Here is a 24,714-nt window from a genome sequence, read left to right as displayed (position 1 = left end):
CCAGTGATAATGACCCACTTAGGCAACGGACTTAACAACTTACCTACCGAGGTATGAGCATGAACAACCAGCTGAAGTTCAACATATTACGCTACGACATAGCGAACCACTGCGAGATAAAAAAGCAGAAACTCAAGCCATCACCCTACCCTCTACAATATGGAACGAGGACAAAATAAATGGCCGAGAAAAATATTGACCAACTACTTCAAGCGCCTTTCCCTGTTTGTGATATCGAATGGAAACCCCAAACCAGTGGTGTAACCAACGATAACAGAGCATGGGTGCTCGCCGTTCCTTACATCACCAACCGAGCAATACAAAAACGCCTTGACGATGTGTTTGGTGTAATGGGTTGGGAAAACAATTATCGCGAAGTGGCTAGCAAAAAAGGAGGGTTTCTTTGCGGTATTAAAATTAACCATGACGACAAAGAGGTCACCAAGTGGGACGGCGCAGAGTGCACAGATATCGAACCGCTAAAAGGTGGCATTTCAAATTCAATGAAGCGTGCCGCCGTACAGCTTGGCATAGGTCGGTACCTTTATGACCTGCCAGAGTTTTGGGCTCCGAAAGCGGAAGTTTGCCAAGGTAGAAATCATCCGCTAGGCAATGTGTTAACCAACAAAAAACTAGGTAAGAACATAGCCTGGCAAACACCAGAATTGCCTAACTGGGCGCTCCCCAAAGCTGACGCAACACCTTATGAGGATGCAATTATCAACGCCACCGATGCAGCCGGGCTCAGAAGGGTTTACAGCGAAGCCACCAGATTTGCAGCAATTAACCAAGACAAGAAGCTACACGATGAGTTTAAAGGGTTAATGCTACAACGCGCCGAAGAAATCAAGCAAGCAGCAGCTCAAACGGTAGAGGAGGACACCAACAAAGCTAAAGCGTGGGCAAATAAACAGGCAGGCGCTTATTCATTAATACCAAATGAAGCATCAATCAGGCAGGCCAATAAGGCCCACCTGGATGCACTTAGAACTATGTGTGAAGGCACTTATGTTAATCAAGAGGTGATTGCGACTCACCTAAACAAACACATGCAGCAAGCTATCGACGCCTTAGCTGCAAAAAACCAACACCAAGAGGCTTAAGTATGGCAGATATTATCACTATTGAAGGCGGTATTGAAATTCCACAATCCGATGTGATTAGTGTATTCAGCGACACCGCAAAGCTGCAACCCTATATCGACCGGGTACGCGACGAGGTTTCCACCGAAAAGATTGATTTAACTACCGATAAAAGCCGCAAGGCAATTGGTAGCCGAGCTCACAAAGTTAGCAAGATAAAAACAGCACTCACAAAAATTGGTAAAGACTCTGTAGCCGACCTTAAAAAACAAGTTTTAGAAGTAAATGCTGGGGTTAAGTATGCCGAAGAAAAGCTTAGTCAACTTCGCGATGAAACTAGAAAGCCGCTTACTGATTGGGAAAAAGAGAAAGAGCGCCTGGAAGAAATTGAGCACCAAAAAGAAGAAGCTCGAATTCAAGCAATTCAGGACGAAATAAACAACATCCGAAACTTTGCGGTGTTAGCTGGTAACGAATCGATTGAGCATATCGCAGGCCTTATCGAAGCTCTGGATACTATAGACCCATCGGAAGGGTTTGATGAATTTACGCAAGATGCGCTGGTTGCAATAGCTGAAACCAAGGGAGAGCTAGCGCAAGCTATGCAAGCCAAAATTACAGAAAGGCAGCAAGCAGAACAGCAAGCCCAGTTGCAAAAAGAACGCGAAGAAAATGAAAAGTTAAGGCGTGAATTGGCCGAGTTAAAAGCCAATGCTGCAGCGAGTAAAGCTCCACCAGAGGCCACCATAAATCAAACCGAGTCAAGGGCTGACCTACAAGCCACTCAGCAGAATGTAGACAACCTACAACGCCAAATAGACCAAGATAAACAATGTCTCGCTCATGCTGACGGTCAAGCCTACCACCAAGGCAAAAAAGAACTTGACGAAAACCAAGCTCGCCTAGATCGCATGAAAAGCACGCTGCCAAAACTAAACATACTGGCAGGCAAAAAACCACCAGCAGTGATTAACCAAGCATCGGTAACAGTGGAGTTTACCGAGTACCAGAAAGGTTACATCGACGCTCTAGAGCAATACGCACACTGGAAAGATGGCGTCATGTATGTAGGCACCGGTGGCAAAACACTAACTGAAGCGGTGAGTGAATTTATCGCCAGTAACAAAACCGTAGCTTAGCTAGGGAGTAACAGCATGCTTCAAGGAGAGTATTACCTACACGAGAACGGCTCACTTATTTACAAGCCTCATGGTGGTGTGGATGTCACCAGCACATTTGTTAAACGATGCTGGGCTGTATCGGAGCTAGGACAAACACCAAGAACGTTTATGTTTTGGCTTATCGATGCGTTTGAAGCAGGGGCCACTCGCGCAGAAATAGAGCGTGTAGCCGCTGCAAACAACTTAGATAATTACACACCAAATTGGCGAGATGAAGTGTTCAAAGTGGAGCCTCAATAATGCAATCAAACGAAGAAACAGAAAAGAAAATCAGCGAGCTTTTTTATTCAATTGTTCAGGCAAACCGCGAACACAAACAAGCCCTTGATAAAGTGCAGGAGCTACGCCGTAAGCTCACCAATGCCAAAGAGGGTGTATTTGATTCAGTTTCCGAAATCTGCAGCGGTGATAGCGAAATGATAACTGCAGTTAATAAAGCGCTGAGGCGTGGAGTTTGTTGTGGTGAGTTTTCAATCCATTTAAGCGCCGAAGAGGACGGTATAGATATTTACCGCTCACCTGTGTTTGTTAACGAGATATTCAGTAAGAATGAGCTTGATTGGAATAATTTCAAATCAGAGAAGGATGTTAACTGAGGATTGGTTATACGAGCGGAAGATTTGATTCATAAGGAGCCGACTAAAAAGTTGCGACTTTAGAAAGGGAAGGCATTTAATGAGTGCTATACAAAAGCTGCGGCCTGGCTCGCGAACAGCGTCAAATCGAGATAAATAAAGAGCCCAAACGGAGTTTTAACATGCGACCTATTCGCAAAGAAATCATTAACGGCACAGTGGTTTCAGAATTCTACTATGCCGGTCAAATCGTGGTGTATATCGACCACGAAAGAACAAGTATGAGTTTTAGTGAAGCTAAGGCTTATCTGATAGAGAAAGGAGAGTAAAAGTGAGTAAAAGTGGGTAATCAGGTGAAAATTTGGCCTTTAAATAGCGAATGTCAATTATGAGCGACTCAATCCAAAAGAAGCGCACACACAGTTTCAAGCGCTGGAATAATGAACATATCGAGAAAATATTTGAAATTGCTGCTGACTCGATTATTCCTATTAAAAACAGGTCACTGGCAAATTAACTTTTCGGATTATTAAGCACAAGCCCCTGATTGAGAGTACCTAATAATGAGCGCCCCTAGCCCTACTTTCGTTACCGATGAAAAGCTGTGTGAATATACAGGATTGACAGTGGGCGCTATAAAAAACTACCGTCTTAAAATTTGGTTACAAGGAAAGCATTGGGTAAAAATCAGCACTACAGGCCAAGCCCCAAATGAAAAAGGCCGAGCCTGTGTGATGTACAACTACCAAAGCATAATGGAATGGATCCAAAACTACCCACAAATGTAAAAAAGCCACCTGGTGTTGAGATACACGGTGGTTATGTTCGGATCTGGTTTATGTATAAAGGCGAGCGATGCCGTGAGTCTTTAACTATCCCCCCCACCAAAGCTAACCTGAAAAAGGCCGGTGAAAAGCGGGCTCATATCGTTTACCAAATAAAACATGGTGAGTTCGATTACGAGAAAACCTTTCCTGAATCTAAGCGAGCTAGTCGTTTTGCCCCCAATACATCAAAACGAACAGTTCACGAACTAAGTATTGCTTGGTTGGACTCAAAACGCCTGGACCTGTCAAACAACACCTTCGCCCGGTACTCATCGGTAATTAAAACAGTTGTCGGGTACCTAGGAAAAGATAAGATCTGCAATACCTTAATAAATGAGGACTTTAGCAACCTAAGAAACTCACTGCAGCAGGCGCCACAAAACTACACCGATCGCGCCAAAGCCGGCAGAACGGTTCGCACTGTAAATGTCTATTTAACCATTGCAAAACAAATGCTCGAGTTTGGCCACATCAATAATTATCTATTACACCCTATCTGGTATGGCGTTAAGCAACTAAAGAAAACCCGAGTAAAGCCGGACCCTCTTTCTCATGATGAATTTGAACGTTTGCTTAGTGTATGTAGAAACGAACAAGATCTAAATTTTTTTACAGTGGCTGTTTATACGGGTCTTCGTCATGGCGAGTTAATTTCTTTAGCGTGGGAAGACATCGATTTAATGAAAGGAGAGGTAACAATATCGCGTAACCTTGCCTCAATTGGTGAATTCGTTCAGCCCAAAACTGAAAGCAGTGAGCGCGTTATAAAGCTGTTATCACCAGCCAAACAAGCATTAATGAATCAACAAGCATTAACTAAAATGTATCCCGCAGAAGGCGTAATGATTCAGCTTAGAGAGAAAGGAGCGCAACGAGTAGATATGTGTACCTTTGTATTTAATCCGTTGATCACAGCGAAAGGTGAATACTTTAAATCCCACTATTCGAACACATCAATCGAGGATAAATGGACACGGCTTTGTAAGCGCTCCGGTGTTCGCCGTAGGCCTCCCATTCGCGTGTTGGATGCTTTCAAAAGGCGCTAATCCAGCTTATATTGCAGGGCAAATGGGACACAGCTCATCACAAATGGTGTTTACTATTTATGGAGATTGGATCCCCGAGGGTGACGAAGACCAGTTATCTATGCTTGAAAAGAAACTAGATAAAAGCGTCCCATACATGCCCCATAAAATTAGCAAGACACCATAAATAACTGAAATAAAGGCAAATAAAACGATGGCACAATTTATTTATACAAAACTGGGCGTATTTTTATTTAGCAAATGTTATTAACCAACCGATTGATGACGAATACTTAAAGAACGCACGCGTGGGGGCTTACCTAGGGTCAAACATGGCGCAATGGCTAAAAGCAAAAGGCGTGAAAGTAGCCTATCGACCCGTTGAACCAGAAATGTTGCTAGAAGGATTAATACGCGATCGAGCCGACATCATTTTGGCTAACGAGGCGGCGATGCTAAAGCTTACCGAGAAAACTAATCGCAGCGCCTATATCGACCGCCAAGTGGTAGTAAGCAAGCCCATCGCAGTTTATTTTGGCAACACCTACTTAAGTGAAAACCCAGGTTTTATCGATGCTTTCAATCAAGCGGCTAGTGAGTGCCTACCGGAAGAGTCATTAGTGTTATACGGCGAATAGCAAGGAGCTAGAGTTATCAGTTTTAACTAGCTTATTTTTGGACACAAATGAGTTAGGAATTCAGCCTTAAACATTCATAGCTTCGACACCATGTATGAATCAATTGTCGCTAGATAAGTGCTAGGGTTTCAGTTTCAAGCCGGTCTTCAATCTCGATGTGCCTGCGCGTTGTCAACGCGTTCTGTATAGTGCTTGTGCCCCTTTTTGAAGCGACACCTAGTTAGAGGTACACCGGCGATATAGCCTTGGCAAGACCGCCATCATCACGTTTATTGCTATGTTTAATGAGGACTTTACGTGCTACCCGTCGTCGCTTTAGCCGAGGGTTTTCTGAAAAAGCAGAGGCAGCGACTATGGGCCGGTTCCCTTAGTTACCCACTAAACTGGGTAACTAAGGGATAGGGCCAACACCAAAAGTGAAGCTGCCGCGATCCAAGATCCCATGACTCTCACCGCAATTTTTTGCCATGTTAAGCTGTTGAAGTATTCAGAAATCAAAGTGGCAATGCAAAACGCAATAAATATACCAAGCCCAGTACCAATCATCGCTACCAATTTAGCGATACCAACCAAGCTTTCCTGTGGTGAGTCATATGCTACAAGAAAACCCGCGATTGCAGCCGTAGTTACGCTCAAATACCGTATAGCAGTTAGCTTACTGGCAACAAAGAGTCCCACAATCGCGCCCGCAGCTAAAAGCGTAGGCTCGAGCCCTGGTTGCACAAAAAAGCTGGCACCAACTAAGCCCGATATCAAAGCAAGCACAAAAGCTAAGACGCTCGCTTTGCTTTTTTCGATTCCTGATTGACCTGCATACAAGCCAAGCGCAATGATAAGTAGCAGATGCGCTGGTACGCCAAGGGGATGCAATAACCCACCATAAAAAGCGCCTGCGCCCTCAAAAGGACTATGCGCTAAGGCTGGCCTTGGCAAGGAAAGTAAAAGTAATACACCCCTTCCCATTGTGGTTACGCTCACCCAACGAGGATCCAAACACCAGCCGTAGCAATCACGCCGCCCGTCGCCTGAATGAGCACCCTTCCGGCTGGTGCACGTACAAGCTGGCCAAACACAATACCGCACAGGTGCAACAGTCCCGTGGATAATACAAATCCTATGCTATACGCCAAGGGAGTCGCTGATTGTGGCAGCTCTGTACCATGAGCATGCCCATGAAAAATAGCAAATATGGCAACGACGATGGCCGCAACCAGCAAGTGAGGCTTCAAGGCAAAAGCTATCATCCCCCCCAACACAACTGCTGAAGTTGCGATGCCAGTCTCCACGGCGGGGATTGGAAGGCCGATGATCCCCAAAACACCACCAAAAGCCATCACTAACGGGAATACAACAGGCAATACCCAATTAGCAGGGGCACCGAGCAATGCTCCCCAAAGCCCAACGGCAATCATAGCCACGACATGGTCTACACCAAGAACGGGGTGCACAAAACCACTTACGAATCCGCCCCCAAAGCCGGTTACTTCATGTGCACTGGCATTAAATGACAGCAGCAACATAGCCGCGAGTATGGATAGTAATTGATTCGTTTTCATGTAATTCCTTTTATTCTTTGAAACGGATATTGATTAGACTGTGTTTTTTTAGCTAGGTTACAACAATTCTGTTTGGCAAAGCTAAGAAAGTTAAACTGATGAACCAAGCAGTGCTACTCGCGTCAAGAGCCAATAGGCTGAGAGCCCTCCAAGGCAATATACGGGTAACACTCGAATATGGTTTGGTATGGCTAGGTTTAGCTTTCGACCGAATAACGCCACCACCAAGACGGTAAAGACAAAGATTAACTGGCCAAGCTCGACACCCACATTGAAAAATAGTAATGCCAGTGGGATCTCACTCTGGGCTAGTCCAATCTCTGATAAAGCCCCCGCAAAGCCCAGACCATGCAGCAGACCAAAAGCAAATGCGACGACCCATGGATATCGATGAGTCAAGCCTGTTTGCCCCTCACGCGCCCGCATGATCTCGACCGCGAGAAATACGATACTTAGCGCGATACAGGTTTCAACGGGTGCCGAACGAAGGGTTAAATAATCAAAGGTGGCTAGTCCAAGGGTAATACTGTGAGCCAGAGTAAAAGCTGTAATGGTTTTAACCAGGGCTGCAGATCCTCGAACGATCCAGAGCAAACCCAGTACAAACAACAGATGATCTACTCCTAGTAGGATGTGCTCAACTCCCAAAAACAAATAGCGCTGTGCTGCATCTTGCCAACTACCAGAGCTAGCCTTTAATTGCGCCATTGACAAGGTGATCGCACCGGCTTGATTTTTAAACAATCGACTGACTTGGCTACCATCTCCCCAGTAAGTAGTCACCATCAGACCATCTCGCTCCCAAGCAAGCCTAATCTCATCCCCTGCTCTCAGTGCACGCTCCGCTGAAAACTCAAAGACCTTCCACTGCCCCTGCTGACTGCCTCGTGGGTTTGCAGTAAATTCAAAGTCTTCCGGCAGCTGCGGTGACGAAAAGCGGGCGGCCATCATTGCTGGAGCATGAACTCGAAGCTGGTACTGGTTGTTAGAACCCTCGACGAGTTCAGCCTTGGACACACCAATATCGTGTGCAAATACACTTGCGGTAACAAAAAAAAGCGCAATAGCTAGCATCCATGACTGAACCGCCTGTGTCATTGGGTGCGCTCCACCACGATGCTGTAGTTCTCACGCACACTATCAAGCTCAGCATCAATTAACTTGCGGGCCTCAGCCGCTTGCCAGTCCATTGGCAGATAAGGTGCTACCTGTTCAAAAGCCGCAACTTTTGGCGGGGCTATCCCGGATCGTTTAACAAAGTGGAGCCCTTGAACTGATGAGAATGGTCCCATCCAATGGTCAGAGTCAGTCTCTACGATGTAACGAGAAGCTTGTTCACCGAACAAAGACGCCAGTTCACTGCGGGGACTATTAATTGAAGACTGGCCATAGGTCTGAAAATAAGACTCAGACAAGGACCGAAAATCTGCCCCTTGATTGAGCTCATCGAGCAGACCAGGTGAGACACTGCTTTCATCTTTAAAATAAACATGATCGACCTGAAACTGCTCAGGGCTAGTGTAGAGTTCGAGGTTATTTTGGTAGAAATCTTTTAGTTGAGCTTCGGAGGGCTCCTTCACCTTAGCGATCATCAATCCCCTCAGCTTGAGGATCATATTGCGGCGCATGCGTGTATCTCCTTGGTTCAATCCACGCTTGTACGCCTCTCTATAAAGGATTTCATCTTCAATGTAGGACGCAATCAACTGATCAATGTCTTCATCGCTGTAAGTACGCAGCGATAGCCTTTCTTGCTGCTTGACCAAATAGTCGATACTGCTTTGGTCAACGAAGATTTGTTCTTTGCGATCACTTGCTAACAATGCATCGGCAAGAAAAATCACCCCTCCCATAAGGAGGAAATGTAACAATGGTTCTTTCAGGAAAGCGTACTTCGTGTCCATTTATAGCCCTGAATCCATTCAGCGTTTACGAGGCCGGATACCCGGCCTCTTGTTGGGAAAGGTGTTATTGGTTGGCGTGCACTAGGCGTTCAGGGTCGTAGTAGAATGGATCTTCAATTCCCTCTCGGCGCCCTTGTATTCCACCGAGTAGCGAACGGATCAGGCGATCCATCAGAATGCCAGTTGTTTGATGGGCATCATCCAGAAATGGGTTGTACTCATTAAATTCAGCAGCGACGATTTGGTTTTGAATGCCCAAAGCCCGCACCAGTTGGATCGCTTGGCCAGCCGTTAGGCCGTCAGGATCCTGCGAGCCCACACCAGGTACATATGCTGGGTCAACCCCGTCCATATCAAAGGTGATGTATACCTTGCGGCCTTTGACCTCTGAAAGCAGCTTAGCTAGCACCGCATCCCACCCATATTTCTCGATTTCAGCCTGGAAGTGAAAATTCAACTTGTTTTCACGCATCCAGTTTAGATCGTAAGCCCCAGGCGTTGTGCCGCGCAGGCCAACTTGATAGATGTCACTGCCCTTTATAACTCCTGAGTCGACAGCCAGTTTGAAAAAAGACCCATTGTGAACGAAACGACCTGCGCCCGCTTTATAGGCGTCGTAGTGTGCATCTACGTGAACGATAGCCACTTCACCGGGACCATACTTCTCAGCTAGCGCGGTCATAAATCCGTAACTTTGAATATGGGTGCCGCCAATACCAACAGGAATCGCATCAGTACTTAAGATTTCACTGACGATTTTATGCACCTCGTCAAGGTTGACCTGATTATCCGCCATCCAGTTAGCGGCTGCGTTACCGTAATCAGCCATGACCAGCTTGCCGATATCAACACCAATAAACTGATCTTCGCCCTGAGCAGGGTACGACATGTAATCAATCAGTGAACGCATCTGCTGGGCAGCAAATCTGCCGCCTGGTAACACCTGATCACCAATCGTCATACCGAACATGGCGATGTCAACTTTAGCCGCTTTTAGGTCTTCTGGAGTCTGGGCAATCGGCGCCCCCAAAAAGGTCGGTATTGCCGTCCAGTTCGGGCCGAAGGTATAGCGGTTTGGATAGAAGAGTCCGGGCTCACGCTTGGCACCCATCGACTAATCCCGGCGCTCAAACAAGACATCTTTCTCGTCAGTCATCTTGAGTATCATCGGGTTTTCAGGATCTTTCCAAGGAGCCCACTTGTAAGGAATTCCGCCATCGCTTTCTGAAGCGGAAGTATTAAACGTAACAGCGATACCAACGGTTAATAATACGCGGCTAAGAAAGGTATTCATGCTTTATGCTCCATGCTTTTGCTGTTGAATAATTCTTCATAAACAAAAGCCTAGCACACGCAGGTATGGGCCGCCATCAACACATTTCCTGTTATCGCTTCCAATGTCCTCTTAGAGCATCTTTAACGTTCAATCAGTTACGCTAGCTTATTTTTGGACAAAAACGAGTTAACTTATAGCTTCACTTCTCGCTAATGAAAAAACCTATCGTTGAGCAAAAAAGAGCGCCCTATTGGCGCTCTTATCTACTTAAGACTAAGCAAATACTGGCGCGTCAGAATCTTCTGCTTCGTCGCTGTATACACAAACATTTGAATCTTCTACTAAGCCTGTTTCTGCAACACAATGGGTTTGAAAAAACTCGCTAATTTCTTTGCGTTGGCAGTGCGCTTCAAAACTTTCTTTATCCGCCCAAATCTCTTGAAAGGCGATGGGATAACCAGTGCCCAGAGCAAAAGGGTTGTCAATTTGGCGTGTAACCGTGTATTGAATACAGCCATCTTCACGCAAGGTGTTTGGCTCTAGCGCTTGCAATACTTTAAACAGCTCGTTTTGCTTACCGGCTTTAGGTTTAAACATGGCAATGCAATAGATCTTTTTAGACATAAGGCTTCCTTAATAAAGCGGCGAGCTGGGCTCGCCATTCTTAAAAATATCAATAATAAGCCTTTGTGCGGGCAAACGCTGCAACTAATTGGCTATTAACAAGCTTTATATCGCTGCGTTTGCATTGCCAACAAGCGCTTGTAAGCTAACTCTTGGCGCAGCGCAGACGAGCCTTCACACCAGTTATATTCCAGTGGTTCCCATAGCGGATCTTTAGGTGATAAACCCAAAGCCTCAATATAACTTGCCTTGGCCACTACATATTGGCTTTTATAGGGAAGAATTACCCCTCCCTGCTTGGCTTGCAGAGCCAGAGCCTCGGGATAATTGGCGCACCAATGATTAAGCAACGCCATACAAGCAGGCGAGTACCAAAACTTGCCGCTATCTTGTTGCATGGTTTGCTTGTGCTGACACGACAATACACTTTGGGCGTGTTGCCAGTCTTTAAAGCCCGCTTCTCGCGCTACATACAACAAGGCATGTTTTAGTTGTGGTGATTTGTCTTTAGCTAAACTTGCTAATGGGGAATCGGCAGTATGGCGCTGTTTAAGCAAAATTTTACTGCGAATTTTAAGTTCTTCAACGGCAGATAACATCTCTATGCTCCTAAATACTTAAGTTGTTCCCCGCAAAACAATATTCAGAATGACATACAGTGTCGTAATGATGTGTAACTAAGCATGTGCTTAAGGGTGAGTTCCTCTTGGCGGGCAGGCGCCCCTTAGCACCTGCCCGCATTCTGCCAAAGCTAAGTTAATTACACAAGTAAACTCTAAGGCTCATTAATTCTATGATTGTTGCGTACTCGGTTTGAGTTGAGCCGCAACAGAAGATGGCTGCTCAGGTAATAACAAACTAAGCAAGATAGCGACTAAACCACCGGAGGTAACTGCTGAACCAAAGATGTTTTGAACCAATTTAGGCGCGTGTTGTAGTAGGTCGGGTACCATTGTCACGCCTAAACCTACGCCAAAAGACACTGCCATAATAAGTAGTTTTCGGCGATTAAGTGTTTCGCTAGCAATAATTTTAATCCCTGCTGCCGCCACTGTACCAAACATTACCAAGGTGGCTCCGCCTAGCACTGGTTTAGGAATTTGCTGTAAAACAGCACCTAATATGGGGAATAGTCCCAGTACCACGAGTATTAGTGCAATGTAATAACCTATATACCGACTGGCTACGCCGGTTAGTTGAATCACTCCATTATTTTGGCTAAAAGTAGTGTTTGGAAAAGTATTAAAAACAGCGGCAATTAAGGAGTTAACGCCGTCGGCTAACACTCCGCCACGCACCCGTTTTAAGTAGCTGTCTCCTTTAATCTCTTGCTGCGAGATAGCGCAGTTAGCGGTAATATCGCCAGCCGATTCTATTGCCGTAATAAAGTAGATAAGCGCAATAGGTAGAAAGGCCACCCAGTCAAAACTAAAACCATATTTAAAGGGAACAGGAATACTCACCAAAGGTTGTGAGCCTAGCGAAGAAAAATCTACTTTCCCCATAAATAGCGCGATTAACATACCAGCGAGCAAGCCAATAACAATTGATGAGAGGCGCAGCCAAGGATTTGCCGAACGGTTTAAAGCAATAATAATTACCAACACAGTGAAGCCCAAGCCTAGGTTTTGTAAGCTACCAAAATCGGCAGCTTTAAAGCCACCCGCCAAATCGGTCATGCCTACTTTTATCAGCGAAATACCAATGATGGTAATCACTATTCCGGTCACCAATGGCGTGATGATTTTTTTCATTTTAACCAGCATTTGCGATAAGAAAATCTCGATAAAAGCACCCAAAAAACAAACGCCAAATATTAGCGACAATATCTCTTCGGGACCGCCGCCTTGGCTTTTAGCGATAAAGCCTGCCGCCAATATCGAGCCTAAGAAAGCGAAGCTGGTACCTTGCACACAAATCATGCCTGCGCCAATAGGGCCTAACCTTTTTGCCTGAATGAAGGTTCCAACGCCAGATACAATGAGCGCCATACTAATCAAATAGGGAATGTGCGAGCCTAAGCCTAATACGCCCCCAATAATCAAGGTTGGGGTTATCACGCCAACAAAACATGCCAATACATGTTGTAGCCCAGCAAAAAAAGCTTCTGCTACCGCTGGTCTCTCCTCTAGTTGGTACAACAACTCCTTTGGTATCGCTTTTTCCGTATTTGCACTCATGCTTTACTCCCTGTTATTTCGCTATATCACAAGCAGATATCTGACCACTAGGTCAGATTAATAACGCAAGGAACTTGCCAATTTACCTTTTAGCAACAAACACCCTACAACAAGTATCATTTATTCAATCACTTAGACGAGGAATCTTGCCAATAAACCTTTACTCAACGAGCTAGCAACATTCATATCATTACGCGTTTAATTGGTGCGCTCTCACCAATACGTGCACCAGCAACTATCAATGCCGAGCAGCACATCGAATGCGCCGATTTAGTGTTTTACTCTTGACTGGCAGTACGAACCAAAATCCTTAAATAACAGTTAGATAACTGTCTTTTATTAGCGACAGGCTCGCGCTAATTCTGGATATTAACGTGATAAGGCTCACAGCTTAATGATAAATTTAATTCTTAATTTTAATGTCAATTGATGCTGCTCTAGTATCTTGCCCAACCAGGTTTGGTTTAAGTGCCCCTTAATAAACAAGCAAGTAATAAAGTGAAGGGACAAAGCTTAGCAATATCAGGATGATATGAGTGTTACATTGCGCAAACTAGATTTGTTGCCGCCAATAATTAGCTAACTAAGCTAAGGCATCAGCAAAGCATTTAACTAACACCCATGCCACATGTTTTTAAAACACTATCATGGAGAAATAAATGCAATTATCCACAGCCTCTGCGCTAGTTGGTGCATGCTTTAGTCTTTTTACTAGCAGCGCCTACGCAGCTACTAGCGTAAGCATCGACTTAAACACCCAAAAATTTATTGGCGGCGAATCTCAGTTAGATCGCGAAAAATACTTTAACCTACATACCACCCACTCAGAAAACCAAGTTACCAATGATGAGCTTGAGTATTTAACTAACAATCTAAACGCAGGCTTTGGCCGCGGCTTTTGGAGTCCGTTTTCGGCCCATAAAGGGCATGACTCCTACCCTAACGAAGCCACCGCTAAAACCAATGGCGCCAAAAACATTAGTAGCACCAAAAACCACAACAACTATGCTTATTTCTCGAATCGCTACATTGTTACCGACCATCCGCGAAACGCATTTGCAGCCAATCAAGACCCTGTAAAAGCCGCTGAGTGGGCAGCCAACTACTTTAAACACTACTTCGATGACAGCACTCGCCCCATTTTTTATGAGCCAATTAACGAGCCCTTTGTACATGCCGGTGAGTTTGGGATCGACGCCGACCTAGCACGCTCTAAAATTACTGAGCTGTTCAAGCAAATTGGTAAAAAGTTTGACCAAGAAAACATAGATACCAAAGTGATCGGTTATGCTGGTGCTTGGCCGTCGATGGAATTGTGGGATTTTAGACACTTTGATACCCGCATGAAAATGTTCATGGATAGCGCAGGCCCATACATAGATGCTTTTTCAGTACATTTATACGATGGCGTAAACGTAACTGGCGCGAATAGCCAACGCTCTGGCAGTAACTTAGACGCGATCTTAGATTTAGTAGAAAGCTACAGCTACCACAAATGGGCACAGGTTAAACCGCTGGCCATTACCGAATATGGTGGCATTGAAAAAGGTTACGGCGACACCTACAGCGACATTGCTAGTGTGCAATCGGTTCGCTCTATCAACAACATGTTATTCCAGCTGTTAGACCGCCAAGATCGCTTACTAACTTCTATTCCTTTTATTACCGGTAAAGCTAGCTGGCACTACAATGCCGCAAACAACTGGGAACCATACGGCGCAGTAATTACTCGCCCCGACCCAAGCAGCATTGTTAACGGCAAACCTACCCGCTTCTTCTGGACTCCACGTATTCACTTCTACCAACTATGGTCAGATGTAAAAGGGGTTCGAGTTAAAAGCCAAAGTTCCAATCCAGATGTTCAAGTACAAGCGTTTGTAGACGGCAACAAAGCGTACGTTGCGCTTAATAGTTTGTCTGAGAATACCGAGCAAGTTAGTTTAGATTTTGTAAGCAGCCTAGGTAGCATTAATAAGGTGGCTAAAAAATCATTAAAAATTTACCCAAATGCTGCTCCCGTTTATCAAGACAACAGTAATGTAAATGCTCCAAGTAGCTTGAGCTTAATTGCTGGCGAAACAGTTGTTTTGCAATACAGCTTTAATCAAAACATCAACCTAGACAACACGCTACATGTAAACAGCTATTACAGCACCACTAACTTACAAACCATTTCTGCCAACAAAGCGCTTAACTTTGCGATTAACAACGTTAGTGCCGGCCAAGGTACCTCAAACCTAAAAGTGAGTATTGGTCGTAAACACAACAAATCGAAAAAGCCAGTCGTGAAAATAAACGGCACTGCACTAACTGTTCCGAATAACTGGAAAGGTGGCGATCAAAGCTCACGCGATGACTTTTTTGGCGCCCTGCATATCCCAGTTCCCAACAATTTACTGAGCAAAAACAATGTTGTTAGCATAACCTTCCCCGACTCAGACGGTCGCGTAAGCTCGGTGGTTTTAGAGGTGAACAACCAAAGTAACGCTGCCGTAACCCAAGATGCGGTAAGCTTTGCCAACACCATCGACAGCCTAGCACCGGGTAAAACCTACGCCGTTACACTGGACTACAGCGCCAGCCAAAGCCGAGACTTAACCGTATCCATTTGGAAAGATCAAAGTTACTTAGCGGGCACAACTGTTAACGTAGCTGCTGGAGAAGGTACTAAAACCATAGATGTTACCTTGGCAAATGAAACGGTATCTGGCGAAACTGGCTACATCATGAAGGCTAATATTCGCCCTCAAGGTGGCGATGTTGCTAGCATTATCAAACAAACCCAAATCAACGATATTGTGATTGAAAGTGACAGCGGCGCAAACTACGACCAAATCGTATTTGTAGAAAGCTACCAAGAACTCACTAGCGCTCTGCAATACACCATTAAGCTTGATTACTCGGCCATGCAACAACGTGACTTGGTTGTAGAGTTATGGGATGAACAAAACTGGCTAGCTTCTGGCAAAACCAGCGTACCTCCGGGTTCGGGCACTACCTCAGTCACTATTGATCTTAGCACCGCACCGGCCGCAGGTAGCCAAGGCTACAAGCTTAAAGGCTCTATTCGCCCAAGCGGTACATCGTGGCAAGACAATCTTGATTTCGAGCAGATCAGCAATATTGAAATTGTTAGCGACCTTCCTAGTGAAGACACTACCAAGCTAGTAATGCCTTCTACCGAATTGCTGCAGGCTCAAAGCTATCAATTTACTGTTGACTACAGCGCGACTCAACAGCGTGACGTAGTGGTTGAGCTATGGCTGAATAATCAATGGTTGGCTCAAGCTACCGAGCAAGTAGAAGCAGGTGAAGGCAGCGTACAACTTACCGTTGAACTTGATGAAGTGGCACAAGCCGCCAACACCTATACCGTTAAAAACAGTATCCGCCCATTAGGGACCGATTGGCACAGTAACTTAGCCACTAACCAAGTAAACAATGTAAGCGTTATAAGTGACGCACTTATTACACCTAGCACTTGGACTAACCTGCAATTTAAACACAGCGCCAAATGTATGGACGTAGCAGGTGGCAAAACCACAAACGGTAGTCAATATCACCAATGGACCTGTAATACTCAAAACGACAACCAACGTTTTTTGTTTACGCCTCTAGGAGACAACTGGTACACCATTAAAGCTAAGGTGAGCAACAAATGTGTCGACCTAGCCAGTGGCACCACCGCCAATGGTGGAAAATTGCAGCAGTATTCTTGTGATAACAACAACCCAAACCAAGTTTGGCAGTTAGTTGAACAACAAGACGGTTGGTTTGAGCTGCGTGCTAAACCTTCCGCAAAATGTATTGATGTAAAAAATGCCGCTAGTACTAACCAAGCAAGCATTCAGCAGTGGAATTGTGGTAACCAAGCTAACCAACTTCTCCGCTTTATAGAATAAACCAGTAAGGTTTAAGAGCCGCTTTGCGCGGCTCTTTTTTCTTTTTACACCTCGCCTACCCCTAATCATTTACCAAGCAAAATCGCCTAACATTGGTGCGTAGCTAGCATTTGCTGCACCACAAACAATCATTCATTTAAAACCGTCGCATTAACAATTCCTTCAACTAAACTCAACAAAGCTTGTGAAATTGGGATTTATTGACTTAAATCAAAAAACATGACCAAGTGGCCAGCTTTTTGCTACTTCAATTTTTTAACTAACCGCCATTCCAAGAAACGGAGTTCTAAATGAAACTAAATAAATGGATAAGTGCTGCAGCCTTTGCTGTAACCACCTTAATAGCACCAGTTAGCATGGCTGCCGACGAGCCACTAAAAGTAGGCTTTGTATATGTTGGCCCTGTAGGAGACCACGGTTGGAGTTATGAACACGACCAAGGCCGAATTGAGATGGAGCAGCACTTTGGCGGAAAAGTTAGTACCACCTTTGTAGAAAACGTTCCTGAAGGCGCAGATGCAGAGCGCGTGATTACCCAGTTGGCCAAATCAGGTCACGACGTTATCTTCACTACGTCTTTTGGTTTTATGAACCCAACAATCAAGGCCGCAAAACGCTTTCCTAAAGTTACCTTTGAACACGCTACCGGCTACAAACGCAGCAAAAACGTATCTACTTATGTATTGCGCACTTACGAGGGCCGTTATGTATCAGGCGTGGCCGCTGGCATGACCACCAAAACCAATGTGATTGGTTACATTGCCTCGTTCCCCATTCCGGAAGTAATCCGTGACATTAACTCGGTGTACTTAGGCGCAAAAAGCGTAAACCCTGATGTGCAAATTAAGATTGTGTGGGTAAATACGTGGTACGATCCAGGTAAAGAAGCAGACGCTGCCAACGCCCTTATGGACCAAGGCGTAGACATTATTTTGCAGCACACCGACAGCCCTGCACCTCTTATTGCAGCCGAGAAGCGCGGCGTAATGGGCATTGGTCAAGCATCGGATATGAGCCAATTTGCCCCTACTGCACATATGTTCTCGGTACGTGATGTTTGGGCACCGCATTACATTCGCACCGTTGAGGAAGTTCTTTCTAACTCCTGGAAACCAGAAGATTACTGGGGTGGTTTTGCAGAAAACATTCTGCAAATTGTGTCGGTTAACCCAGCCCTACCCGACGACGTAAAAACCGCCATTAGCGAAACTGAAGCCAAGATTAAATCGGGCGAATTTCATCCATTTACCGGCCCAATGAAAGACAACAGCGGTAAAGAGGTGATCCCAGCAAGTAAAACGCTTAACGACCAAGAGCTAGCGGGTGTGATGTGGTACGTAGAAGGCATCGACGCAACGATCCCTAAGTAAACCTAAACCCCAAATAAACCGATGTTCTTAATGGTGCCCAGCTTAACTGGGCCTTTACAGCGAGAGTAAGATGAACTTAGCCCTACCTATTATTGATATTTCTACGCTAAATCATAGCGATAGTCAGCACTGGCAAGAAACCATTCAAGCCATCGATTCTGCCTGTCGTGACAAGGGCTTTTTTTATGTGACCGGTCATGGCATTCCTGGCGAGCAATTTGCTGCTATGCAAGCCATGGCTGCGAAGTTCTTTGCGCTTAGTGAACAAGAAAAACAAAAGATCAATATTCAGCACTCGGCCAACCATAGAGGTTGGGGACAAGTAAGTGCTGAGCAGCTTGACCCAAGCGGCCCTAAAGACTGCAAAGAAACCTTTGATATGGCTTTAGATCTTAGCCTTTATCATCCACAAGTTGCGCGTTACCCACAGTTGTACGGGCCAAACCAGTACCCAAATCTTGACGGCTTTATCCAACTTTTACAGCAGCATTACGAACTCACTTTGCAAGTTGGCCTCAAAATACTTAAGGCCATGGCTTTAGCCTTGGGCCAAAACGAAGACTTCTTTAGCAAGCATTTTAACTGCCCGATTAGTGTGCTGCGCTTAATTCATTATCCGCCTCAGCAACAAAATGATAACGGCGCTGGCGCACACACAGACTATGGCTGCATTACCTTGCTTTATCAGGATCAAACCGGCGGCCTTCAGGTACAAGACCGCAATCAACAATGGTTAGACGCGCCACCAGTGGAGAATAGTTTTGTGGTGAATATTGGCGATTTAATGCAACGTTGGACCAATGGCCGATACAAGTCGACGCCGCATAGAGTGCTTAGTCCAAAACAGCAAACCACTCGCTTTTCAATGCCTTTTTTTGTAGAGCCAGACTTTGATACTCCAGTGAATACTCTCGCGAGCTGTTTAGCACCTGGGGAGCAAAGTCAGTATCCCGAAATAACGGCTGGTGAATGGATACTATCGCGCTTTGCCGATACTTACGCTTATAGAAACGACCAGCAAGAATAAAAAAATTTGGCCAAAAAGCTGACCAAGTAGCCAGCTTGATAACTGCGAATTTTCCGGAGCAATCATGTTACAACTTATGATTAACGACCAAGCCATCACCTTAAGCCAGCAAGCGGCAGATACCATGCTGCTTAGCTTTTTACGCGAGCGACAAGGTTTAGTGGGCAGTAAAGAAGGTTGCGCCAGTGGCGATTGCGGTGCATGCACCGTAGTAATAGTGAGCCAAGATCAGCAACAACAACTTAGTTACAAACAAATAAACAGCTGCATTACGCCCTTACATTCTTTGCACGGTAAACAAATCATTACCGTTGAGTACCTAAAGCAAGGCCAAGAGCTACATCCCGTTCAACAAGCCATAGTAGATAAACATGGCAGCCAATGCGGTTTTTGTACGCCTGGTTTTGTGATGTCTTTATACGCCTTATCTCGTCAAACAACTAAACCAGAGCATCCCGAAGAATTTTTAGCTGGCAACTTGTGTCGTTGCACTGGTTATGGGCCACTTATCGAAGCCGCCAAGCAAGTAGCTTCAGCGCCAGCAACAAAGGATCATATTCAAGAAAATGAGTCCGCCGTGCAGTACTGGATGGAGCAATGTGACAAGCTAGAAAGCGACCACTACTGGCAACCTACTAGTCGCAGTGAGTTAGCCAGCATTCGCGCAAAACACCCTCACGCCAAATGGATAGGCGGCGGTACTGATTTAGCATTAGAAGTTACTCAACAGTATCAACGCATTGATGAAATTATCGACTTAACCGCCCTTCCTGAGCTCACAGGCATCGAGCGCACCAACAATGGTTGGCGCATAGGGGCGGCAGTACCTTTAGATAAAGTTCACGCATTTATGGCGCAGCACTACCCCACTACCGACGAAATTTTTGCTCGCTTGGGCAGTATTACCATTCGTCACCGCGCCACCTTAGGTGGCAGTTTAGGCAATGCCTCACCCATTGGTGACATAGCTCCATTGCTAATTAGCCTAAACGGCAAAATTGAAGTAGATGATGGCGCCACTACCGAGCTTTACGCACCAGAAGACTACATCACAGGCTACCGCGAAACGCGCTTAAAACCGCAACAATGGATTAGCGCCATTCACCTGCCAGATTTGTCTCCAACACTTAAGCATCAAATCTACAAGGTGAGTAAACGTTATGAAGATGACATCGCCACCGTGGTATTGGCTGTAGCCATGGAGTGTGATGACCAAGGCAGAGTAAACCACTGCGTTATCTCAGCAGGTGGCGTGGCGGCTAAGTCGGTGCGCTTAACTGAACTTGAAAACTGCTTATTGGGTGAAGTCTTCAACAACAACAAACTCAAACAGCTACAAGCCCTAGTGCCGCAATATGTAAAACCCATTGATGACGTGCGAGCCAGCGCAGCTTACAGGGTATTGCTAGTACAGAATCTATTAAAACGCTTCTACCTCTATAGCCAACAATTACCCACGAGGTTAGCCGCCCATGCGTAAATTAACGACTCAGCACCTCGAACAAACTGCGCCAAGCCAAGTAGTGGGTAAATCGATTCCCCATGAGAGTGCAGCCAAACAAGTCGCTGGCGAAGCGCAGTTCATCGACGACTATAACCTGCCAAACGGTTGCTTGCATGCTGCAGTAATCACTAGCCAAATAGCCAAAGGTAAAGTACTTGCTCAGCACTTAGATTCGCTGCAACAACACCCCGATGTAGTTGCGGTAATTCGCTGCCAGGATATCCCCGGACACCAAGATATTGGCCCGATATTTAAAGGCGACCCGCTGTTAAGTGAGAACGAGATTAGCTACTTTCAGCAGCCTGTGGCGCTAGTTCTTGCTCATAGTCACCAGCTCGCATGGCAAATTGCCCACCAAGCCAATCAAGAGCTAGTGCAATACCAAAGCGCCGATACGCTAGCGCTAAATAAGCAAGATATTAGCGACTTAAGCCATCCCAATGCAACGGTGCGCCCAAGCCATTGCATGGGTAAGCAAATAGCCGATGCCGTGCTAGAGCGCAGTGAACTGCAATTAGTTGGTGAGCAACATATTGGCGGACAAGAACACTTTTATTTAGAAGGACAAGTAAGCCTCGCCCAGCCAACCGAAGATGGCGGCATTATGCTTTACACCTCTTCACAGCACCCTAGCGAAGTACAAAAGCTAGTAGCTGAAGTATTAGGCATTGTGTTTCACCAAGTAACCGTAGACATGCGCCGCATGGGCGGTGGCTTTGGCGGTAAAGAAACCCAAGCCGCTCAATGGGCGTGCTTAGCCAGCCTTGCAGCCTGGCATTGCAATAAACCGGTGAAAATACGCCTACCGCGCAGTATAGATATGGCTGTAACCGGTAAGCGCCATCCTTTTTACAACCGATACCAACTAGGTTTAAGCGCCGAGGGAATCATTGAAAGTGCTAAGTTAGAAGTGAATGGCTTGTGTGGTCACTCGCCTGATTTATCCGACGCGATTGTGGATAGGGCGATGTTTCATAGCGACAACGCCTACAGCTTAGGCGAAGCCGAAGTCGTAGGTCATCGATTAAAAACCGATACCGTTTCACATACTGCCTTCCGCGGCTTTGGTGGCCCCCAAGGCATGATGTTAATTGAACAGGCTATGCAAGACATCGCAATTGCTACCGACCAAGATGCCTTAGATGTGCGTTACAAAAACCTCTATCGAGATGGACATGCCACCACCCACTACGGCATGCCAGTAGAGCAACATCAAGACCAGCTTAACTTAATTAAACAGTTAGAAGTGAACGCAGATTACCGCGCGCGTCGTCAGCAAATAGATCAATGGAACAACTCTAACTCGCTGATCAAAAAAGGCCTTGCCTTAAGCCCTGTAAAATTTGGTATTTCATTTACCGCCAAACACCTTAACCAAGCAGGCGCGCTGCTGCATGTGTATACCGACGGCAGTGTTCAGTTGAATCATGGCGGCACCGAAATGGGCCAAGGCCTGCATACCAAAGTTCAGCAGATTGTGGCGCAAACTTTGGGCATTCCATTTAGCTATGTGCTGATTACGTCTACCCGCACCGACAAAGTGCCTAATACCTCGCCCACGGCGGCTTCTTCAGGCAGTGATTTAAACGGGATGGCAGCGCATAATGCGGCGACAGAAATCAAACAACGTCTGCTTGAATTTGCTCAGCAACATTACCAGCTTACAGCAGAGCAAATCACCATAAATCAAGGCCAAGTTAAACTCGCCGAGCAAACCATTAGCTGGGCGGAGTTAGTGCAACAAGCTTACATGCAGCGAGTGTCACTCTCAGCGACTGGCTTTTATAAAACACCTAAAATTTGGTACGACCGCGAACAAGCACAGGGGCGGCCGTTTTTCTACTTTGCACTGGGTGCCTCCGTTAGCGAAGTGAGCATTGATACGCTAACTGGGGAAACGAGCGTAGACCGCGTAGACATACTGCATGATGTAGGCACCAGCCTTAATCCGGCCATCGACATTGGCCAAATAGAAGGCGCCTTTATTCAGGGCCTAGGCTGGCTTACTAACGAAGAACTGGTATGGGACAAAAAAGGAAAGTTGCTGAGTAATAGCCCGGCAAACTACAAAATCCCTACTATTGGCGACTACCCCGAACAAATGAACATTACCTTGTTCGACCAAGCCAACCCTGAGCACAGCATCTACCGTTCTAAAGCAGTGGGCGAGCCCCCCTTTATGCTAGCCATTAGCGCTTGGTGTGCCATTTACGATGCAGTGACGTCAATCAGCCAACATAAGCAGCCAGCGCAGTTAGATTCTCCAGCCACCAGCGAGCGCATTTTAATGGCTTGCCAAAAGCAATATGAGTTTATGGAGGCACAAGATGAGTGATTGGCAATCTCGCTTTTTACCCAATAACTGGTTAGATGCCTGCAGTTATCTTAAGCAGCAACAGCAGCCATTTTGTATTGCGACCATTGTGGCCGAGGCTGGTTCTGTGCCGCGAGCAACAGGCGCTAAAATGGTGATAAGTCAGCAACAACAATTTGATACCTTAGGCGGTGGAAATTTAGAGTTCTCGGTGATCAAGCATGCACGCGAGCAACTAGAAAAGGGAACAAAATCTAATCACATTGAACGTTTTTCCTTAGCTGCGGATCTAGCCCAATGTTGCGGGGGTGCAGTACAAGTATTGTTCGAATACTTCTTGGTTGATCAGCCACTTATCACCATTTATGGAGCGGGACATGTAAGCCATTGTTTATGTGAAATACTGGCGAAACTGCCGGTACAAGTACAGGTAATTGATAATCGCCAGCAATGGCTAGATTCAATTGGCCAATTTGGTGTGAACACCCACTATCACGCACAGCCAGAAAATAGCGTAGCAGAGCTAAAAGCCAACTCTTATGTTGTCATTCTAAGCCAAGACCATAGCTTAGATTTCGCTCTCAGCTTAGCTGCGCTGCGCCGAGGAGATTTAGCCTTTGTAGGCGTGATTGGCTCTCAAACTAAAGCCCAACGATTTAAGTATCGCTTAGCCGAACAACTTGAAAATCCGGCACAGTGTGATCAACTAACTTGCCCTATTGGCCTATCCGAGGTGAGTGGGAAATTACCCATGCAAGTCGCGGTATCGATTAGCGCCCAGCTGATCACGCTGCTAGAAAAACACGCTAAAACCGGTGACAGGGACCAGCAAAAACACCAATGGGAATCTAGCAATACTCTGCGAAAACAACTTGCGGGAGAACAGCTCAATGAGTGACGACGAAAAACATCTTAAGCTGCTAAACAATCTTCCGCACAGTCAATTCATCAGCGAAATGGCCAGTATTTGCAGTAGCAAAACATGGCAAACCACCATGACAACATTGCGCCCCTTTCAGTCAGTTGAGCAATTTATGTCTATGGCGAAACAAGCCTTTAGCCAGCTAACAGAGAGCGATTGGCTGGAGGCTTTTGCGGGTCACCCAATGATTGGTGACTTAACCAGCCTTCAAAAAAAATACAACCAAGCCAAGCACTTAAGCGAAGCAGAGCAAGCACAAGTTAACCATGCTCAGCAAGCCACTCTTAGTGCTTTACTCGACCTTAATCAGCGTTATTTAAGCCGTTATGGCTTCATCTTCATCGTATTTGCTAGCGGTAAATCCGCCGAGGAAATGCTGCACATATTGGAGCAGCGCTACGGGAATAGTCGCGAGCAAGAATTACATAATGCTGCCGAACAACAACAACGCATTAGCCTGCGTAGAATGGAGAACTTATTTTGAGCACCTTAAGCTGTCATGTACTCGATACCACTTGTGGCCAGCCCGCAGCAGGTATTGCGGTAGAAATTTATCGCTTTGGCGAAAGCCAAAGCTTAGCCAAAGGCTTAACCGATCAAGACGGGCGTTATAAGTTTGAACAATTAGACTTACCCAGCGATTGCTACTGCCTACGCTTTATTACCGAAGAATACTGCCTAGCGCACTTCCAGCAATGCTTTTTTCCTTTAGCCGATGTCGTGTTTATTAGTGATGAGCAACAAGCCCATTACCACATCCCGCTGCTGTTAAGCACCTTTAGCTATTCCACTTATCGAGGCAGCTAA

25 protein-coding genes are annotated in these 24,714 nt (G+C 45.8%); 16 read left to right on the top strand and 9 right to left on the bottom strand.

Annotated elements, in window-relative coordinates:
- Nucleotides 1-179: 179 nt before the first annotated feature.
- The 8 genes from LQZ07_RS10435 (at nt 180) to LQZ07_RS10400 (ending at nt 5,328) form a co-directional block, all read left to right on the top strand.
- Nucleotides 180-1,103 carry a Rad52/Rad22 family DNA repair protein gene (locus LQZ07_RS10435; protein WP_249483629.1) on the top strand — a complete coding sequence of 308 codons (924 nt, stop codon included), beginning with the start codon at nt 180-182 and terminating at the stop codon, nt 1,101-1,103.
- Between the two features lie 2 nt (nt 1,104-1,105).
- Nucleotides 1,106-2,221 carry a hypothetical protein gene (locus LQZ07_RS10430; RefSeq protein WP_152786533.1) on the top strand — a complete coding sequence of 372 codons (1,116 nt, stop codon included), beginning with the start codon at nt 1,106-1,108 and terminating at the stop codon, nt 2,219-2,221.
- Nucleotides 2,222-2,236: 15 nt separating this feature from the next.
- A complete protein-coding gene (locus LQZ07_RS10425; protein WP_152786532.1) occupies nt 2,237-2,503 on the top strand; it encodes a hypothetical protein in 267 nt (88 codons plus the stop codon).
- Nucleotides 2,503-2,859, top strand: coding sequence for a hypothetical protein (locus LQZ07_RS10420; RefSeq protein ID WP_249483627.1), 357 nt, complete (start codon nt 2,503-2,505; stop codon nt 2,857-2,859). The genes LQZ07_RS10425 and LQZ07_RS10420 overlap by 1 nt, the downstream gene beginning before the upstream one ends.
- Before the next feature lie 161 nt (nt 2,860-3,020).
- Nucleotides 3,021-3,167, top strand: coding sequence for a hypothetical protein (locus tag LQZ07_RS10415; RefSeq protein WP_194164234.1), 147 nt, complete (start codon nt 3,021-3,023; stop codon nt 3,165-3,167).
- 234 nt (nt 3,168-3,401) lie between these two features.
- Nucleotides 3,402-3,626, top strand: coding sequence for an excisionase family protein (xisR, locus tag LQZ07_RS10410; protein ID WP_152786111.1), 225 nt, complete (start codon nt 3,402-3,404; stop codon nt 3,624-3,626).
- The gene (locus LQZ07_RS10405) at nt 3,599-4,711 is read left to right on the top strand and encodes an Arm DNA-binding domain-containing protein (RefSeq protein ID WP_152786109.1); all 1,113 of its coding nucleotides are present in this window, start codon (nt 3,599-3,601) and stop codon (nt 4,709-4,711) included. Before xisR ends, LQZ07_RS10405 begins: the two co-directional genes overlap by 28 nt.
- A 311-nt stretch (nt 4,712-5,022) precedes the next feature.
- A complete protein-coding gene (locus LQZ07_RS10400; RefSeq protein ID WP_152786107.1) occupies nt 5,023-5,328 on the top strand; it encodes a hypothetical protein in 306 nt (101 codons plus the stop codon).
- A gap of 378 nt (nt 5,329-5,706) precedes the next feature.
- Here the strand turns inward: LQZ07_RS10400 and LQZ07_RS10395 are convergent, their stop codons facing one another.
- From LQZ07_RS10395 to LQZ07_RS10355, 9 genes are all read right to left on the bottom strand, one after another.
- Nucleotides 5,707-6,291 (bottom strand): HupE/UreJ family protein, encoded by a 585-nt coding sequence (locus LQZ07_RS10395; protein WP_227981686.1) that lies wholly within the window; start codon nt 6,289-6,291, stop codon nt 5,707-5,709.
- 11 nt (nt 6,292-6,302) lie between these two features.
- The gene (locus tag LQZ07_RS10390; protein WP_152786103.1) at nt 6,303-6,884 is read right to left on the bottom strand and encodes a HupE/UreJ family protein; all 582 of its coding nucleotides are present in this window, start codon (nt 6,882-6,884) and stop codon (nt 6,303-6,305) included.
- Nucleotides 6,885-6,974: 90 nt separating this feature from the next.
- Nucleotides 6,975-7,982, bottom strand: coding sequence for a HupE/UreJ family protein (locus LQZ07_RS10385; protein WP_152786102.1), 1,008 nt, complete (start codon nt 7,980-7,982; stop codon nt 6,975-6,977).
- Nucleotides 7,979-8,788 carry a peptidyl-prolyl cis-trans isomerase gene (locus tag LQZ07_RS10380; RefSeq protein WP_152786100.1) on the bottom strand — a complete coding sequence of 270 codons (810 nt, stop codon included), beginning with the start codon at nt 8,786-8,788 and terminating at the stop codon, nt 7,979-7,981. The genes LQZ07_RS10385 and LQZ07_RS10380 overlap by 4 nt, the downstream gene beginning before the upstream one ends.
- Nucleotides 8,789-8,852: 64 nt before the next feature.
- Complete coding sequence (locus LQZ07_RS10375; protein WP_152786098.1) at nt 8,853-9,899, bottom strand: arginase family protein; 1,047 nt, start codon at nt 9,897-9,899, stop codon at nt 8,853-8,855.
- 3 nt (nt 9,900-9,902) lie between these two features.
- Nucleotides 9,903-10,082, bottom strand: a complete 180-nt coding sequence (locus tag LQZ07_RS10370) for a hypothetical protein (protein ID WP_152786096.1) — start codon at nt 10,080-10,082, stop codon at nt 9,903-9,905.
- A 255-nt stretch (nt 10,083-10,337) separates the two neighbouring features.
- Nucleotides 10,338-10,688: a putative quinol monooxygenase gene (locus LQZ07_RS10365; RefSeq protein ID WP_152786094.1), complete on the bottom strand. Its 351-nt coding sequence runs from the start codon at nt 10,686-10,688 to the stop codon at nt 10,338-10,340.
- A 95-nt stretch (nt 10,689-10,783) separates the two neighbouring features.
- Nucleotides 10,784-11,287, bottom strand: coding sequence for a hypothetical protein (locus LQZ07_RS10360; protein ID WP_152786092.1), 504 nt, complete (start codon nt 11,285-11,287; stop codon nt 10,784-10,786).
- Between the two features lie 192 nt (nt 11,288-11,479).
- Nucleotides 11,480-12,868 carry a nucleobase:cation symporter-2 family protein gene (locus tag LQZ07_RS10355; RefSeq protein WP_152786090.1) on the bottom strand — a complete coding sequence of 463 codons (1,389 nt, stop codon included), beginning with the start codon at nt 12,866-12,868 and terminating at the stop codon, nt 11,480-11,482.
- Nucleotides 12,869-13,527: 659 nt separating this feature from the next.
- Here LQZ07_RS10355 and LQZ07_RS10350 point away from each other — a divergent pair.
- The 8 genes from LQZ07_RS10350 (at nt 13,528) to uraH (ending at nt 24,714) form a co-directional block, all read left to right on the top strand.
- Complete coding sequence (locus tag LQZ07_RS10350; protein WP_152786088.1) at nt 13,528-16,770, top strand: RICIN domain-containing protein; 3,243 nt, start codon at nt 13,528-13,530, stop codon at nt 16,768-16,770.
- A gap of 290 nt (nt 16,771-17,060) precedes the next feature.
- Nucleotides 17,061-18,140, top strand: coding sequence for a BMP family ABC transporter substrate-binding protein (locus LQZ07_RS10345; protein ID WP_152786087.1), 1,080 nt, complete (start codon nt 17,061-17,063; stop codon nt 18,138-18,140).
- 70 nt (nt 18,141-18,210) lie between these two features.
- Nucleotides 18,211-19,167 carry an isopenicillin N synthase family oxygenase gene (locus LQZ07_RS10340; protein WP_152786085.1) on the top strand — a complete coding sequence of 319 codons (957 nt, stop codon included), beginning with the start codon at nt 18,211-18,213 and terminating at the stop codon, nt 19,165-19,167.
- A 64-nt stretch (nt 19,168-19,231) separates the two neighbouring features.
- Nucleotides 19,232-20,647: a xanthine dehydrogenase small subunit gene (xdhA, locus tag LQZ07_RS10335; RefSeq protein ID WP_152786083.1), complete on the top strand. Its 1,416-nt coding sequence runs from the start codon at nt 19,232-19,234 to the stop codon at nt 20,645-20,647.
- A complete protein-coding gene (gene xdhB / locus LQZ07_RS10330) occupies nt 20,640-23,006 on the top strand; it encodes a xanthine dehydrogenase molybdopterin binding subunit (protein WP_152786081.1) in 2,367 nt (788 codons plus the stop codon). Before xdhA ends, xdhB begins: the two co-directional genes overlap by 8 nt.
- Nucleotides 22,999-23,883 carry a xanthine dehydrogenase accessory protein XdhC gene (xdhC, locus tag LQZ07_RS10325; RefSeq protein WP_152786079.1) on the top strand — a complete coding sequence of 295 codons (885 nt, stop codon included), beginning with the start codon at nt 22,999-23,001 and terminating at the stop codon, nt 23,881-23,883. Before xdhB ends, xdhC begins: the two co-directional genes overlap by 8 nt.
- On the top strand, nt 23,876-24,391 hold the full coding sequence (gene uraD, locus LQZ07_RS10320) for a 2-oxo-4-hydroxy-4-carboxy-5-ureidoimidazoline decarboxylase (RefSeq protein ID WP_152786077.1): 516 nt from the start codon (nt 23,876-23,878) through the stop codon (nt 24,389-24,391). The genes xdhC and uraD overlap by 8 nt, the downstream gene beginning before the upstream one ends.
- Nucleotides 24,388-24,714, top strand: a complete 327-nt coding sequence (gene uraH, locus LQZ07_RS10315) for a hydroxyisourate hydrolase (RefSeq protein ID WP_016400631.1) — start codon at nt 24,388-24,390, stop codon at nt 24,712-24,714. Before uraD ends, uraH begins: the two co-directional genes overlap by 4 nt.

Origin of the sequence: Agarivorans sp. B2Z047 (genome assembly GCF_023373605.1) — a bacterium.
GTDB lineage: Bacteria > Pseudomonadota > Gammaproteobacteria > Enterobacterales > Celerinatantimonadaceae > Agarivorans > Agarivorans albus.
Note: the sequence above shows the minus strand (reverse complement) of the source record. Positions and strands in the feature narration are given on the sequence as shown.